Annotated in this window: 13 protein-coding genes; 11 read left to right on the top strand and 2 right to left on the bottom strand. The window is 72.6% G+C overall.

Annotated elements, in window-relative coordinates; translation table 11 throughout:
• Positions 1-38 precede the first annotated feature (38 nt).
• The 11 genes from OIE47_RS02485 (at position 39) to cpt (ending at position 11,784) form a co-directional block, all read left to right on the top strand.
• Entirely contained in the window at positions 39-1,124 is a 1,086-nt protein-coding gene (locus tag OIE47_RS02485) for a mandelate racemase/muconate lactonizing enzyme family protein (protein WP_326559843.1), read from the top strand.
• Positions 1,121-2,197, top strand: coding sequence for an ABC transporter permease (locus OIE47_RS02480; protein ID WP_326559842.1), 1,077 nt, complete (start codon positions 1,121-1,123; stop codon positions 2,195-2,197). The genes OIE47_RS02485 and OIE47_RS02480 overlap by 4 nt, the downstream gene beginning before the upstream one ends.
• Complete coding sequence (locus OIE47_RS02475) at positions 2,194-3,177, top strand: ABC transporter permease (RefSeq protein WP_326559841.1); 984 nt, start codon at positions 2,194-2,196, stop codon at positions 3,175-3,177. Before OIE47_RS02480 ends, OIE47_RS02475 begins: the two co-directional genes overlap by 4 nt.
• Positions 3,177-4,733: a sugar ABC transporter ATP-binding protein gene (locus OIE47_RS02470; protein WP_326559840.1), complete on the top strand. Its 1,557-nt coding sequence runs from the start codon at positions 3,177-3,179 to the stop codon at positions 4,731-4,733. The genes OIE47_RS02475 and OIE47_RS02470 overlap by 1 nt, the downstream gene beginning before the upstream one ends.
• A complete protein-coding gene (locus OIE47_RS02465; RefSeq protein ID WP_326559839.1) occupies positions 4,730-5,752 on the top strand; it encodes an aldo/keto reductase in 1,023 nt (340 codons plus the stop codon). The genes OIE47_RS02470 and OIE47_RS02465 overlap by 4 nt, the downstream gene beginning before the upstream one ends.
• Entirely contained in the window at positions 5,749-6,585 is an 837-nt protein-coding gene (locus OIE47_RS02460) for an amidohydrolase family protein (RefSeq protein ID WP_326559838.1), read from the top strand. Before OIE47_RS02465 ends, OIE47_RS02460 begins: the two co-directional genes overlap by 4 nt.
• Positions 6,582-7,415, top strand: coding sequence for a fumarylacetoacetate hydrolase family protein (locus tag OIE47_RS02455; RefSeq protein WP_326559837.1), 834 nt, complete (start codon positions 6,582-6,584; stop codon positions 7,413-7,415). The genes OIE47_RS02460 and OIE47_RS02455 overlap by 4 nt, the downstream gene beginning before the upstream one ends.
• Complete coding sequence (locus OIE47_RS02450) at positions 7,412-8,707, top strand: L-fuconate dehydratase (RefSeq protein ID WP_326559836.1); 1,296 nt, start codon at positions 7,412-7,414, stop codon at positions 8,705-8,707. Before OIE47_RS02455 ends, OIE47_RS02450 begins: the two co-directional genes overlap by 4 nt.
• Positions 8,698-10,329, top strand: coding sequence for an aldehyde ferredoxin oxidoreductase N-terminal domain-containing protein (locus OIE47_RS02445; protein WP_326559835.1), 1,632 nt, complete (start codon positions 8,698-8,700; stop codon positions 10,327-10,329). Before OIE47_RS02450 ends, OIE47_RS02445 begins: the two co-directional genes overlap by 10 nt.
• Positions 10,330-10,365: 36 nt before the next feature.
• Complete coding sequence (locus tag OIE47_RS02440; RefSeq protein WP_326559834.1) at positions 10,366-11,118, top strand: SDR family NAD(P)-dependent oxidoreductase; 753 nt, start codon at positions 10,366-10,368, stop codon at positions 11,116-11,118.
• A gap of 150 nt (positions 11,119-11,268) precedes the next feature.
• Positions 11,269-11,784, top strand: a complete 516-nt coding sequence (cpt, locus tag OIE47_RS02435) for a chloramphenicol phosphotransferase CPT (RefSeq protein WP_326559833.1) — start codon at positions 11,269-11,271, stop codon at positions 11,782-11,784.
• A 42-nt stretch (positions 11,785-11,826) separates the two neighbouring features.
• Here cpt and OIE47_RS02430 read toward each other — a convergent pair whose 3' ends face one another.
• A complete protein-coding gene (locus OIE47_RS02430) occupies positions 11,827-12,579 on the bottom strand; it encodes a restriction endonuclease (RefSeq protein WP_326559832.1) in 753 nt (250 codons plus the stop codon).
• A gap of 85 nt (positions 12,580-12,664) precedes the next feature.
• Positions 12,665-15,676, bottom strand: a complete 3,012-nt coding sequence (locus OIE47_RS02425; protein ID WP_326559831.1) for a helix-turn-helix transcriptional regulator — start codon at positions 15,674-15,676, stop codon at positions 12,665-12,667.
• Positions 15,677-15,709 lie beyond the last annotated feature (33 nt).

Below are 15,709 nucleotides of genomic sequence, written 5' to 3'. Positions count from 1 at the left end.
GGAAACCGGCGCGTTCGCCACCCCTCGAAGGAGCCTCGTTGCCCGCGATCACCCACGCCGAGGCGTACCTCGTCGACCTCGAGGTCGAGACCGTACGCACCGACGCCGTCCAGTCGTTCCTCAAACAGGAGACCATCTTCGTCGAGATCCGCACCGACGACGGTGGGACCGGCACCGGTTACGCGTACACGATCGGGACCGGCGGCACCGCGGTCCTCGCGCTCCTGCGCGACTACCTGGTGCCCCGACTGGTCGGCGCGGACCCCCGGCGGGTCGAGGCGGTGTGGCGGGACCTCTTCGCCGCCACTCGCGCCACCACGGTCGGCGCGATCACCTCGCTCGCCCTCGCCGCCGTCGACACCGCCCTCTGGGACTGGCGATGCCGCGCCGCGGACCAACCGCTCTGGGTGCTGGCCGGCGGCGCCAAGGACCGCATCCCGCTCTACGACACCGAGGGCGGGTGGCTGCACCTGAGCACCGACGAGCTGATCGCCGGGGCGCGGGCCAGCCAGGCGGCCGGGTGGCCCGGTGCGAAGCTCAAGATCGGCCGGTCCCCGGTGCAGGACGCCGAGCGGCTCGCCGCCGTTCGCGCCGAGGTCGGCCCCGACTTCGACCTGATGCTCGACGCCAACCAGTCGCTCACCGCCGCCGAGGCGATCCGGCGGGCCCGGCTGCTGGAGGCGTCCGACCCGTACTGGTTCGAGGAACCCCTGCCGGCCGACGACGTGTCCGGGCACCGGGCGCTGGCCGAGGCCACCTCGATCCCGGTCGCGGTCGGCGAGTCGATGTACTCGATCGGCCAGTTCCGCGACTACCTGCACCGGGGAGCCGCCGGCATCGTCCAGGTCGACGTGGCCCGGATCGGCGGCATCACCCCGTGGCTGAAGGTGGCCCACCTGGCCGAGGCGTACAACGTCACGGTCTGCCCGCACTTCCTGATGGAACTGCACGTCAGCCTCTGCTGCGCGGTGCCCAACAGCGGCTACCTGGAACACATCCCGCAACTGCGCGCGATCACCGGGCGCGAGATCGACGTCGTCGACGGGCACGCGCTGCCCCCGACCACCGCCGGACTCGGCATCGACTGGGACCGCGACGCGATCGACAACCGGAGAATCCAGTGAGTGATCAGACCACCACGGTCGCACCGGAGGCGCCGTCGGCGGCCGAGCCTCCGGCGCCTCGCAAGCCGCCGGGAATCCCGCTCTGGGCCAACCCGCGCCTCGGCCTGGTCGTCCTGCTGATCGCGCTGGTCGTGCTCTTCAGCGTGCTGCGGCCGGCGTTCCTCAACACCGCGCTGACCCTGGTGCCGCTACAGGCCGACATCAGCGTCTACGCCGTCGTCGGGCTGGCCCAGCTCATGGTGCTCTCGCTCGGGCACATGAACATGGCCGTCGGCCGCATGGCGGCGATGAGCGCCTTCGCGATGGGGCTCGCGTACGACCGGCTGGGCGTACCGCTGCTCGTCGGGCTCGTGATCGGACTGGCCGTCGGCACCCTGCTCGGGGCGCTGGCCGGGCTGATCATCTCGCGTACCGGGGTGAACTCGTTCGTGGTCACCCTGGCCCTCGATTTCGCCATGATCGGCCTGATCACGATCCTCTACACCCGGTTCACCGACGGGGTCGCGTTCGGCAGCCAGCCGGCGAGCATGACCTCACTGCGCAACGACACCTTCGCCGACTACTGCATGGGCAACGTGTGCGGGCCGAACGTGCCGCTGGTCGTACCGTTCGCGCTGGTCGCGGCGCTCGCGGTCGGGCTTCTGTTCCGGTACGCCCGGCTCGGCCGGGAGATCCTGATGACCGGCGCCAATGCCAGGGCGGCCGAGTTGTCCGGCATCCCGACGAAGAACCGGGTGGTCCAGGCGCACGCCCTGTCCGGCCTGCTCGCCGGGCTCGCCGGCTTCCTGCTGGCGGCCAACAACGGCGCCTTCTCCGCGAACATCGGTGAGCAGTTCCTGCTCCCGTCGTTCCTCGGCCCGGTCCTCGGCGGCACGCTGCTCGCCGGCGGTGCGGTCAGCATCCTGGGTACGGTCCTCGGCGCCACCCTCACCCAGGTCATCTACAAGGGACTGAACCTGCTTCAGTTCCAGCTCGACCAGCTCAAGCTCTACATCGGGCTGGTGCTGCTGGTCGCGCTCTCGCTGGACCGGGTACGCCACGTGCTCGCCGAACGCAGGGGGGTGCGGGCATGAGCGTGCTCTACGAGGAGAAGACCTCACGGTGGGGCTCGGTCGCCCGGCGGCCCGAGTTCACCCTCGCCGTGATCGCCCTGGTCGGGTTCGTCGCCCTGGCCATCGCCACCGGCGGCAACCTGCTCTCCGCCGGCACCCTCGGCGCGTTCTTCCGGTTCCTGGCCGTGCCGATCGTCATCGGGCTCTCCCAGATGGTGGTCCTGGCGATCGGCCAGATGAACCTGTCCGTCGGCGCGCTCACCGGCTTCTGCGCCATGGTCGCCGCCTGGGCGATGGTCGAGGCGGGTCTGCCCGCGCCGCTCGCGGTCCTGGTCGCGCTCGCGGTCGGCCTGATCGCCGGTGTGGTCAACGGGGCGCTGGTGGTCTTCACCCGGATCAACGGCTTCATCGTCACGCTCGCCACCATGACCATCATCGAGGGGCTCCGGTACGGGGTGAACGGCCCCGACACCTACCAGGGCTACTCGGAGGGGCTGCGGGAGTTCGGCCGCGCCTCGGTGCTCGGGCTGCCGGTCGTGTTCCTGGTCGCGCTCGGGGTCGCCGCCCTGGTCGCCTTCTTCTTCGCCCGTACGGTCACCGGGCGGCAGTTGCTCGCCAGCGGCGGGAGCCCGTTCGCCGCCCGGCTGTCCGGGATCTCCAACGACCGGTCGATCGTGATCGCGCACGCCCTGTCCGGGCTGCTCGCCGGGGTCGCCGCGGTCATCACGGTCGCCTCGTCCGGCTCGGTCAACTCGAGCATCGGCGACGACCTCCTGCTGCCCAGCTTCGCCGCGCCGATCATCGGCGGGGTGGCGCTCACCGGCGGGGCGGTCAGCGTCGCCGGGACCTGCCTGGCCGCGTTCCTGGTCCGGCTGGTGGACGTGTTGCAGGCCCAGTTCGACATCAACCGTCGCTGGATCGACCTGATCGTCGGCGCGGTTGTCCTCGGAGCGGTGCTGCTCGGCACCGTCCGGCAGAAGCTGTTGCGGAGGTCGTCGTGATGCTCACGGCCGAGGGCCTGGTCAAGACGTTCCCGGGGGTACGCGCGCTGGACGGCGCGACCCTGCGGCTGGCGGCGGGCAGCGTACACGCGCTGCTGGGGGAGAACGGTGCCGGCAAGAGCACCATGGTCAAGCTGCTGACCGGGGTGTACCGCCCCGACGGGGGCAGGATCGTGCTCGACGGGAAGGAACTCCAGCTCACCGGGCCGCTGGACGCCCAGCGGGCCGGGATCGGGGTGGTGCACCAGGAACGGAACCTGATCCCGGCGTTCTCCATCGCGGAGAACATCGTGCTGCACCACCTGCCGCGTCGTTTCGGTGTGGTGGACAAGGCCCGGATGCGGGCCGAGGCGCGCCGCTGCCTCGACCTGCTCGACCTGGACCTGGACCCGGACACCCCGGTCGCCGACCTCTCGGTGGCGCACGGGCAACTGGTCGAGATCGCCAAGGCACTCAGCCTGGACAGCAAGGTCCTGTTGCTCGACGAGCCGACCGCCTCGCTGACCGGCGACGAGGCCGACCGGCTCTACGCCATCGTCCGGAAGCTCCGCGACAGCGGGCAGGCAGTGGTGCTGGTCAGCCACAAGCTGGAGGAGGTGTTCGCGGTCGCGGACACCGTCACCGTGCTCCGCGACGGGCACAGCGTGGCCGAGGCCGAGCCGCTGTCGTCGTACAGCCAGGACCAGGTGGTGGACCTGATGGTGGGTCGGGCGTACGCGTCGGTCACGCTGGCCGGGCGCGACGTCGACCCGAAGACCCCGCCGGCACTGCGGCTGACCGGGGTCAGCACCGCCGGTGGGCACCGCGACATCTCGCTCGCCGTCCGCCCCGGCGAGATCCTCGGACTGTACGGGCTGGTCGGCGCCGGCCGCAGCGAACTGGCCAAGGCCCTGCTCGGCCTGGACCGGATCACCGCCGGCACGGTCGAGGTCCACGGCAAGCCGGTACGCATCCGTACGGTCGGCGAGGCGCTGCACCGCTACAAGATCGGGTACGTGACGGAGAACCGGAAGGAGGAGGGGGTCTTCCTCGACCAGCCCATCACCCGCAACATCGGGGTGACGATCTGGCGTCGGATCGCCCGCGCCGGACTGGTCACCGAGCCCGCCGAACGGCAGGTGGTGGCCGAGTACACCGAACGTCTCGGGATCAGGGCCGCCTCCCCGCGCCAGCTCGCCGGCCAGCTCTCCGGCGGCAACCAGCAGAAGGTCAGCCTGGCCAAGTGGCTCGCCGCCCAGTGCGAGATCCTGGTCGTGGACGAGCCCACGGTCGGCATCGACGTACGCACCAAGGCCGCCTTCCACGAGCTGATCGCCGAACTGGCCGGCGCCGGCATGGCCCTGTTGCTCATCTCCTCCGACCTGCCGGAGATCGTGACCCTGGCGGACCGGGTCGCGGTGATGAACGATTTCACCGTTCGTGGTGAACTCGCCAACGACCACGACTACGGCCGGATGAGTCAGGCGATCATCCGGATGATCCACGCTGGACCGGCCCGGGAGCAGACGGGAACCGGCCCGGACCGGCCCGATGCAGCAGGGGAGTCAGCCGCGTGAACCCATTTGAACGGACCCGACTGGGCAGCACCGAAGTCGAGGTGACCCGCCTCGGCCTCGGCCTCGCCCCACTCGGCGGCCTGTACCGGGCGGTCGGTGCGCAGCAGGCGTCCGGCACCCTGGAACGGGCCTGGGAGCTGGGCTTCCGGTACTTCGACACGGCACCGCTCTACGGCGCCGGGCTCTCCGAGCAGCGGGCCGGCGCGGTCCTGTCCGGCAAGCCCCGGGCCGAGTTCGCCCTCTCCACCAAGGTCGGCCGGATCCTCGTGCCGGGTCCGGAGCAGCCGCGCGGCGGTGGCCGGCACCGCAGCGAGCCGGCCGTCGACCACAACGACGAGATCTGGGCCGAGCCGGTCGACCTGACCCCGACCTGGGACTTCAGCGCCGAGGGGACGCGCCGGTCGTACGCCGAGAGCCTGGACCGGCTCGGCCTGGACCGGGCCGACGTGCTGCACATCCACGACCCCGACGACCACTACGCCGACGCGCTGGCCGGTGCCCTGCCGGCGCTGGTGGCGTTGCGCGAGGAGGGGCGGATCGGCGCGGTGTCGGTCGGGATGAACCAGGCCGACATGCTCGCCGACTTCGTCCGCACCGGTCACCTCGACACGGTCCTGCTCGCCGGCCGGTACACCCTGCTCGACCAGTCCGGCCTGGCCGAACTGCTCCCGCTCTGCGCCGACCGGGGCGTCTCGGTGATCGCCGGCGGGGTCTACAACTCGGGCCTGCTCGCCGACCCGAAACCGGGTGCCACCTACGACTACCTGCCCGCGCCGGCCGAGTTGCTGGACCGGGCACTGGCCATTCAGGACGTCTGCGCCAAGCACGGGGTGCCGCTGCGGGCCGCCGCGGTCCAGTTCCCGCTCGGCCACCCGGCGGTCGCCAGCGTCGTGCTCGGCGCCCGGTCGGCGGACGAGGTGACCGACGCGGCGGAGATGTTCGACCACCCGATCCCCGGTCAGCTCTGGCGTGACCTGAAGGACTCCGGGCTGCTTCCGGAGGAGGTGCCGACGCCGTGATCGTCGACTCGCACCAGCACCTCTGGACCGCCGACTACGCCTGGCTGGCCGACCCGGCACTGACCCGGATCCGGCGCGACTACGGGGTGGAGGACCTCCGGCGCAACCTGCGGGCGGCCGGGGTGGACCGGACCGTACTCGTCGAGGCGGGTCGTGGTGACGCCGCCGAGACCACCGAGTTCCTGGCGACCGCCGCCGCCACCGAGGAGATCGCCGGGGTGGTCGGCTGGGCGTCACTGACCGATCCGGCGCTCGCCGGCACCCTCGCCGGACACCGGGCCGGTGACGGCGGCAACCTGCTCGTCGGGATCCGCGACCAGGTGCAGGGCCAGCCCGACGACGACTACCTGGACCGGCCGGAGGTACGGGCCGGACTCCGTACGATCGCCGACGCCGGCCTGGTCAACGAGCTGGTGGTACGGGTCGAGCAGTTGCCGGCGGTGGCGCGGGCCGCCGCCGCACTGCCGGACTCCCGTTTTGTCCTCGACCACCTCGGCAAGCCCCGGATCGCGGCCGGCGCCGCCGGTCTGGACCAGTGGCGCACCATGGCCGCACCCGTCGCCGCCTGCCCAAACGTGGTGGCGAAGCTCTCCGGCCTCGTCACCGAGGCCGACCCGGCAGGTTGGACGGTCGAGGACCTGCGCCCGTTCGTGGCGAGCGCGATCGAGCTGTTCGGGCCGGACCGGCTCATGTTCGGCTCGGACTGGCCGGTCTGCGAACTGGCCGCCACCTACACCCAGGTACGCGACGCGCTGGAGCAGATCCTCGGCGGCACTCCGGACGCCATCTTCGCCACCACGGCGATCAGCACCTACAAGTTGGAGATCGAATGAAGTACATGCGGGTGGGTCCGTTCGGCGCGGAGCGCCCGGTGGCCCACACGGACGGTCGCTACTTCGACCTGTCCGGCATCACGGGGGACATCGACGGCGCGTTCCTGGCCACCGGCGGGGTGACGGACGTGACCGGGCTGCCGGAGATCGACATCACCGGGCTGCGGATCGGCGCGCCGATCGCCCGGCCGGGTGTGGTCCTCTGCGTCGGGCTGAACTACGCGGCACACGCCGCCGAGTCCGGGGCGGCGAGCCCGGAGCACCCGGTCGTCTTCTACAAGGCGCCGAACACGCTCGTCGGACCGTACGACGACGTGCTCGTACCGCGCGGGTCGACCAAGACCGACTGGGAGGTGGAACTGGCCGTGGTGATCGGCAGGACCGCCCGCTACCTGGAGTCGCCGCAGGAGGCACTGGCCCACATCGCCGGGTACACCCTCGCCAACGACATCTCCGAGCGCGACTTCCAGTTCGCCGTCTCCGGTGGACAGTGGTCCAAGGGCAAGTCCTGCGAGACGTTCAACCCGCTCGGGCCGTACCTGGTCACGCCGGACGAGGTGGGCGATCCGGGCAAGCTCTCGCTGCGCTCCTGGGTCAACGGCGAGCCCCGGCAGGACTCCGTCACCGCCGACATGATCTTCGACGTGGCGTACCTGGTCTGGCACCTGTCCCAGTACACCGTGCTGGACCCGGGTGACCTGATCAGCACCGGCACCCCCGAGGGCGTCGCGCTGTCCGGGCGGTTCCCGTACCTGGCCGACGGTGACGTGGTCGAGGTCGAGATCGACGGGCTCGGGCGGCAGCGCTCGGCCGTGAAGGACGCCGCGTGATCATCACGGGGGTCGACACGTACGACATCCGCTTCCCGACCTCCCGTGAACTCGACGGGTCGGACGCGATGAACCCCGACCCCGACTACTCCGCCGCGTACGTCGTCCTGCACACCGACGCGGGTGTGGACGGCCACGGCTTCACCTTCACCATCGGGCGCGGCAACGAGGTGTGCCGGGCGGCGATCGACGCGCTCGTCCCGTTCATCGTCGGTCAGTCCGTGGACAACCTGGGCGAGTTCGCCAAGCGGCTCACCCACGACTCGCAACTGCGCTGGCTCGGCCCGGAGAAGGGCGTCATCCACCTGGCCACCGCCGCCGTGGTCAACGCCGCCTGGGACCTGGCCGGCAAGGTCGCCGGCAAGCCGGTCTGGCGGCTGCTCGCCGAGCTGAGCCCGGAGCAGATCGTCGACCTGGTCGACTGGCGCTACCTGACCGACGCCCTCACCCCGGACGAGGCGCTGGAGATCCTCCGGGCCGCCCTGCCCGGCCGGGCCGAGCGGATCGCCGAACTGGAACGTCGCGGCTATCCGGCGTACACCACCTCGCCGGGCTGGCTCGGGTACGACGACAGCAAGCTCACCCGGCTGGCCAAGCAGGCGGTCGCCGACGGGTACCGGCAGATCAAGTTGAAGGTCGGCGGGAACCGGGAGGACGACGTGCGCCGGCTCGCCCTGGCCCGGGAGGTCGTCGGGCCGGACATCAGGATCGCGGTGGACGCCAACCAGCGGTGGGACGTGGCCGAGGCGATCGACTGGATGACCGCCCTGGCCCCGTACGACCCGTGGTGGATCGAGGAGCCGACCAGCCCGGACGACGTACTCGGGCACGCGGCGATCCGGCGCGGGCTGGCACACATCACCCCGGACGGGGGACCGGTCCGGGTGGCGACCGGTGAGCACGTACAGAACCGGATCGTGTTCAAGCAACTCCTCCAGGCCGACGCGGTCGACTTCGTACAGATCGACTCGTGCCGGGTCGCCGGGGTGAACGAGAACATCGCGATCCTGCTGCTGGCCGCGAAGTTCGGCCGCCCGGTCTGCCCGCACGCCGGTGGGGTGGGGCTGTGCGAGCTGGTCCAGCACCTGTCCATGTTCGACTACGTCGCCGTCTCCGGCTCCCTCACCGACCGGGTGATCGAGTACGTCGACCACCTGCACGAGCACTTCGTCGATCCGGTGGTGATCGTCGACGGGGCGTACCGGGCACCGAACCTGCCGGGTTTCTCGGCCCAGATGCGACCGGAGACGCTGGCCGAGTACCGCTACCCGGACGGGCCGGCGTGGTCCTGATCCACGTCGAGCTCGACACCGGCGACACCTTCGCGATCCGCGAGGCGGGCGGCTTCGGCGGGCCGGTCGCCGTGCTGGAGCTGTTCCGGCACATGATCTCCGGCCCGACCGAGCCGGCGCACGCACCGCTGGCCCTGGTCGCCGGCACCGTGGCCGGGGTGCCCGCGCCGGGGCTGGCCCGGTGCGCCGCGATCGGGTTGTCCCCGCTGTCGGGCGGGATCGCCGAGACCCGGGCCGAGGGCCCGTACGCCGCCGGCCTCCGGGCCGCCGGGGTCACCGGGGTGATGCTGTACGGGCGGGCCGCCGAGCCGGTCTGCGTGGTGGTGCAGGCGGGCCGGGCCAGGCTGGAACCGGCCGGCGAGTGGTGGGGCCTGGAGACCGGTCCCGCCACCGACGCCCTGCTCGCCAGGTACGGCGACGACGCGGCGGTGGCGGTGATCGGACCGGCCGGCGAGAACGGCGTCCGGTACGCCTCGATCGTCACCTGCCGGGACCATCCGCTGCCCCGGCTGGGTCTGGGGGCGGTCCTCGGGGCGAAGAACGTCAAGGCGGTGGTCTGCGTACCCGGTCCGGATCCCGTGCCGGTCGCGGACCCGCAGGCGCTGCGCCGCCTTTCCGAGTGGTACGCCGCCGCACAACCCGGTAACTCGCTGACCGCCTGGCAGCACGCCCTGCCGGGTTTCGGGGTCTGGAACGCCGAGCCCGGTTACGCCCCGGTGGCGAACTTCGCCGACACCGTCAGCCGGGGCGGGGTCGGCACCGCGCCCGCACCCGACCGGGTGGCGGCCTGTCCGGGCTGCCCGACCGACTGCATCAAGGTGTACGCCGGAGCCGGGCTGCACCAGGAGGCGTTGGCGATGCTCGGGCCGAACCTCGGCGCCACCGACCCGTGGGCCCTGCACGCCCGCTGCCTGCAACTCGGGCTCGACCCGGTGTCGCTCGGCGGCACCCTCGTGGCGGCCGGCGTACCGGCGGGGGAGGTGCCGGCGGTGGTCGAACGGATCGCGGCCGGCGGTCACCCGCTGGGCGAGGGATCGGCGCGGGCCAATCCGGCGACGGCGATGACCAGCAAGGGCGTGGAGCTGCCGCCGTTCGACCCGAGGGTGCAACCGAACCTCGGTCTCGGTTACGCGGTCGCCCCGATCGGACCGCGCTACGACATCGTCGAACACGACCTCGACTTCGACCCGGAGGAGGGGCTGCCGCACAGCTATCCGGAGCTGCGCCGGCTCGGTGCGACCGTGCCGTGTCCCCGGGGCGAGCTGGACGTGGGTCGTACCGCCGCGCTGTTGCGGTTGTGGAGCGGGCTGGACGCCCTCGGTGTCTGCGCGTTCGCCGCGACGCCCACCCGACCGCTCACCCTGGACCTGGTCGAGGACCTGGTGGAGGCGGTCACCGGGGAACGGCCGGACGTGCTGGCGCTCGGGGCGCGGCGGCTGCTCCTGCAACGCGAGATCAACCAACGGCTCGGTTTCGGGCTGGACGCGGACACCCTGCCGGACCGGTTCTTCACCGAGCCGGTCGCCGAGGGCAGGTACCTCGGCGCGGTCCTCGACCGGGCCGCCTTCACCGGGGCGGTGGCGCAACTGCACCGCGAACTGGGATTCACCGGGCTCGCCTGAGCGGCCCGGGTAGACGTACGAGGAAAGGTAGTTGACGTGGGCGAGTTCGACGGGCTGGTCGCGGTGGTCACCGGTGGCGGGTCGGGTATCGGCAAGGCGTGCGTGGAGGCGTTCGTGGCCGGCGGGGGGCGGGTCGGGGTGCTCGACCTGAACCCGGGGGAGCAGGGCGGGGCGACCCTCGGGCAGGTCGCCGACGTCGCCGACTCCGACTCGTTGGACCGGGCGATGGCCGGGGTCGCCGAGGCGTTCGGCGGGATCGACATCCTGATCAACAACGCCGGGATCAGCGCGGTCGGGACCGTCGAGGCGAACGACGACGCCGAGTGGCAGCGGGTGCTCGACGTCAACGTGATCGGCATCGTCCGGACCACCCGGGCGGCCCTGCCGTACCTGCGTCGCAGTTCGCACGGGGCGATCGTGAACACCTCCTCGATCGCGGCCACCGCCGGCCTGGTCCAGCGGGCGCTCTACTCCGCGTCGAAGGGTGCGGTGCACGCGCTCACCCTGGCGATGGCCGCCGACCTGGTGACCGAGGGCATCCGGGTCAACTGCGTCGCGCCCGGCACCGTGGACACCCCGTGGGTCGGCCGGCTGCTGGCCAAGGCCGACGATCCGGCGGGGGAGAAGGAACGGCTCGCCGCCCGCCAGCCCACCGGCCGGCTGGTACGCGCCGAGGAGGTGGCCGGCGCGGTCGCGTACCTGGCCAGCCCGTTGTCCCGTGCCACCACCGGCACCTCGCTAGCGGTCGACGGCGGCATGTCCGGCCTGCGCCTGCCCCGCTCGAAGTAGCGGGTGCGGCACCGCGCCGACGTCGGGCACGCGGCGGTCATCCCGGCTGTTGTCACGACGCCGGGACTTCGCGTGCCGCTCCGGGAGAAGCGGGAGATGTGGCAGTCTGTGCGGGGTTGAGCGGGTCCTTGGGGAAGGTGAGCCGATCAAGTGGCGACGCAGGTCATCGTGCTGAACGGCGGTTCCAGCTCGGGCAAGTCCGGGATCGTCCGGTGCCTCAAGCACCTCCTGCCGAATCCGTGGATCGACCTCGGCGTCGACGATCTGATCGACCGGCTGCCACCGTCCATGGTGACGTTCGGGCAGCAGGGCGAGGTCGTCCTGGGTAGGGGCTTCGGCGACCTGCAGCACGCCTGGATGGTCGGCGTCGCGGCGATGGCGGGAGCGGGGGCGCCCGTCATCATCGACGACGTGTTCCTCGGCGGCGCCTCCTCCCAGGAGCGTGCCCGGACGCACCTGGCGGGCCTTGAGGTGCTGTGGGTCGGGGTGCGCTGTGCCCCGAACATCGCGGCGGGCCGGGAGATCGCACGAGGTGACAGGGTGATCGGGATGGCGGCGTCCCAGGCTGAGACCGTGCATCAGGGTGTCGTCTACGACGTGGAGGTGGACACCAGCCACACCGAATCCCTCGACTGTGCGCGCGCGATCGCCGCGTACGTGGTCTGACGTGCCGATCCGGCAGGACGAGTACAGCGGGCGCTGACTCGGCTACCCCAACCGCGCCGCGCCGGGTGTCGGGGCGAGCCGGGTGCCGAGCCGTACGGGCACGACGCCGTGCGCGGCCCAACCGCCCAGTACGGACCGGTCGACGAGCACGATGTCCAGCTCCCGGGCCAGTTGTGCGCCGTCTCCGGCGGTGAAGCGCCCGTTCGTGACGATCATGCAGACCTCGCCCCGATGGATGGTGCGGCAGGTGCCGGCGAACCGTTGGATGGCGGCACTGCCCACCGGGTTGTTCCAGCCCTGACGCTTGCACTGCACCACCAGACGCCGCCCGTCCGGTGTGTGGCCGACGATGTCCGCGCCCCGGTCGGCGGTCCGCCCGCACACCCGTACTCCGGTGCACCCGGATCTGGTGAGCAGGTCCGCCACCCACTGCTCGAACTGCTCGCCGGCCATCGTGTCGGTGGCCGCCACGGACCGCCCCACCTCCTCCTCCGCCGTCTGCTGCCGGGCCCGAACCCGCAACCACGCCCGGAGTACGGCGACGCCGACGGCGGCGAGGCTCACGCCGATCAGCCCGGACCAGACCGGGTGCCGTTCGACGAACCGTACGATCGCCACCACCAGCAGGAGTACGGGCAGCGCCGCCAGCAGCGCCCAGCCCGCCAGACCGTCGAGGAGGCCCGAGCTGTCCCGGTCCCGGAGGAAGCGGACCGTCGAGCGGCGTCCCCGTCCTCGGCGGTAGTGCGATCTGACCCGAACGCCGTCACGGCGACTGTACGACCGGACCCGGTGCATCGGGACTCCTTGGAGGGGAGGGGGACCCTACTGTCCGCTGTGTTGCCGACACTCTCGGCTCTTGCGGCCAGTGTTCCACTCCGGATCAACCCGGCTCGAGGTCCGTTGCCCCTGGCACCGGATCGGTGCGGTCGATCAACGCGGCCAGCTCCCGCCGCGACTGCCCGCCGAGCTTGCGCAGCGCGTTCGCGACATGGCTCTCGACCGTACGACGGGACAGGCACAGCCGTACGGCGATCTCCTGGTTGGTCCGACCGCGAGCGGCGAGCGTCGCCACCTCCCGTTCCCTCGGCGACAGCGCGTCGCCGTAGGACTGCCGGCCACCCCGCCACGGGTACGGGATGGCGACCCGGTGCGTCCGCATGGTCCGGCAGACCCGGGCGATGTCGGCGCCGGCACCGAGCGTGCCGTAGACCGTCAGCGCGTCCCGCAGCGACTGCGCGCCCCGGGCCTGCCCGGCCGAGTCGGGCCCGGCAGCACCGGCGCACCACCAGTCCCCCCGGATCTCGTCCAGCCGGGCGACCTCGGCGACCAGGCCCAGCCGGGCCAGTTCGACGCGGGTCGGGTCGAGCAGGGCCGCCGCCGCGTCCGGATCGTGTGCCCGCAGCAGCACCGCACGGCACTGGGCCAGCCGGGCCTGCGCGATCGGCACCTCGGCCAGGGCCAGCCCGTCGGCGAGTTCGTCGGTGAGTCGGGCCGCCTCGTCCAGCCGGTCCAGGGCCGCCAGCGCGTCGACCGCCACCTGCACCGTGTCCGCGCCCCAGTTCCAGATGCCCTTGTGCCGTACCAGCTCCAGCCCCCGGTACGCCTCCGCGACCGCCCCGGCCGGGTCCCCGTTGCCGAGCAACAGCCGGGCCAGCGCCGCCCGCCCGGCGATCAGCGGCCAGACCGCCCCCGCCCGCCTGGCCAGGTCGACCATCTCCCGCAGCCACCCCTCGGCCTCGTCCACCCGGCCGTACGCGGTCAGCAGCGTGCCCAGGTTCAGCCGTACGTCGAGGTCGGCGGCCGGGAACTCGGAACCGCGCCGCAGCAGCCGGTGCAGCCGGTCCTCCAGCCCGGTCCAGCGTCCGGCGGCCCGGTCCACCAGCACCCCGACCAGTTCCACCACCGCCGCCAGCCGGGGATAGTCGGCCTGGTCGACCACCTCCTGACCCCGCAGCAGCAGCCCTTCGGCCCGGTCCAGGTACCCGGCCTGCAACGCCGCCTGGGCGAGGTTGACGCAGGCACGGGCCTGCTCCCGAGGGCTCGCGACCAGGGCCGGGTCACCGAGCAACTCGTCGACCAGCAGCCAGGCACCGGGAGCGCCCCGCTCCAGCTCCAACGAGGTGTACGCGCTGCGTACCGCCAGCACCGCCTGCGGGTCGCCGCTCGCCGCAGCCGCCGACCGGGCCTCCCGGGCGCGGGCGAGGTGCTCGTCCAGCCGCCTCCCGACGGCGGTGTTCGGGGCGGCGAGGATGGCCAGTGCGCGGGCCCGCAGACCGGGGTTGACCAGGTCGGTCAGCGACCGTTCGATCTCGGCGTAGCCGCGTTCGGCCTGCCCCTGCTGGCGCAGCAGCCGGCCCAGGGTCAGCCGTAGCTCGCCCCGGGCCCGCGCCGGCAGCCGGTCGTCGTCGAGCAGGCGCTCCAGCACCGGGACCGCCTCGGCGTGCGCGAGGCCCTCGATCGCGGCCCGGCCGAGCTTCACCGCCAGCCGTACCCGCAGCGGTCGGGGCAGCTCCGGCACCCCCACCGCCTCCAGCAGGTAACCGGCGGCGGTGGCGTCGTCGCCCTGCCCGACCGCGAGATCGGCCGCCGCCTCGGCGTGCCGTACGAACTCCGCCGGCAGGTCGGCGTGCCGGTAGTGGTGGGCCAACTGGGCCACCGGTCGGGCCGCCCGGTCCTGGTCGCCCTCCAACGCCTGGGCCGCCCGCAGGTGCAGCCACCGGCGGTTCGGCGACGGAAGTGCCTCGTACACGACCTGTCGGGCCAGCGCGTGCCGGAACCGGCACCTGCCGTCCCGCTCGTACAGCAGTCCGGCGGCGAGCGCACCGGCGAGCGCGCGGGCGATCTCGCCCCGGTCGGCGCCGACCATGGTGGCCAGCGTCCGTTCGTCGGGCACCAGACCCAGTACGGCCGCGGCCCCGAGCACCTCCTGGGCCCGCTCGTCCAGCCCGTCGAGCCGGTGGGTCAGTACGTCCCGCAACCCGTTCGGCACGGCGAGCCCGGCCAGCGTGTGCGCGGTCAGGTTGGTGTTCGCAGGCCATCCGCCCGCGGGCTCCGGGGACGACACCGCATCCGGATCCGCTTCCGGTGTCGCCGGGAGGCGTTCCGCCAGGTCGCGGAGGACCTCCTCGACGACAAACGGGATGCCCCCGGTCCGCTCGTACAGTTCGGCGACGAAGGCCTCCGGTAGCGGCTCGGTACCGAGCAGGGTCGAGGCGAGGCGCCCGGTCTCGACGCGGGTCAGCGGCGGCACGCTCACCCGTACCGGTGGTCGGGTCCGCAACCGGGACAGGCTCTCGGCGAGCGGGGAGCCGAGCGGCGAACCGGGACGCCGGCTGAGGACGATCGAGAGCCCGGCCGGCGGGTGCGCACCGAGGAACGCCAGGAACTCCCAGGTCCCCTGGTCGCTCCAGTGCAGATCCTCGAGGACCAGGGCGACCGGGCCGAGGGTGTCCAGGAACGCGGCGGCGGCCCGGAACAGGCGGTGCCGTTCGGCCCGCTGGTCCGGCAGCGGGTCCAGGGCCGGCGGCAGCCGGTCGGCGATCTCGGGCAGCAGCGGCACCAGCGCACCGAGCAGCGGGCTCAGCCGTCGGGCCGGCGGCAGGTGTACGGCGGCGTCCCGCAGCGCGTCGAGCACCGGGCCGAGCGGGAACGGCTCCCGTAACGCGTCGCACTGGCCGAGCAGCCGGTGGCCGGCGAAACCGTGCAGCGCCTCCTCGACCAGCCGGCTCTTCCCGACCCCGGCCTCACCCTCGACCAGCACGATCGACGGCGGTGCGGAGATGGCCGTACGCAGGGTCGTCAGCTCGTCGGTCCGGCCGACCAGGACCCGCGAGACCTGGGCCGACAGCCTGGCTCGGGGGGCCGGATCGGCGACAGCGGGGGAGTGCGACACCGGGGTACGCCTTCAAAGTTCCGTAGCGGGTAC

It is taken from the genome of Micromonospora sp. NBC_01796 (assembly GCF_035917455.1).
Classification (GTDB): domain Bacteria; phylum Actinomycetota; class Actinomycetes; order Mycobacteriales; family Micromonosporaceae; genus Micromonospora_G.
This window is presented reverse-complemented; position numbering and strand designations above follow the sequence as displayed.

Bases quoted from the DNA above. Each gene is read 5' to 3' on its own strand.
- OIE47_RS02430 (WP_326559832.1), bottom strand. From the start codon at position 12,579: ATGCACCGGGTCCGGTCGTACAGTCGCCGTGACGGCGTTCGGGTCAGA.
- OIE47_RS02475 (WP_326559841.1), top strand. From the start codon at position 2,194: ATGAGCGTGCTCTACGAGGAGAAGACCTCACGGTGGGGCTCGGTCGCC.
- OIE47_RS02455 (WP_326559837.1), top strand. From the start codon at position 6,582: ATGAAGTACATGCGGGTGGGTCCGTTCGGCGCGGAGCGCCCGGTGGCC.
- OIE47_RS02470 (WP_326559840.1), top strand. From the start codon at position 3,177: ATGCTCACGGCCGAGGGCCTGGTCAAGACGTTCCCGGGGGTACGCGCG.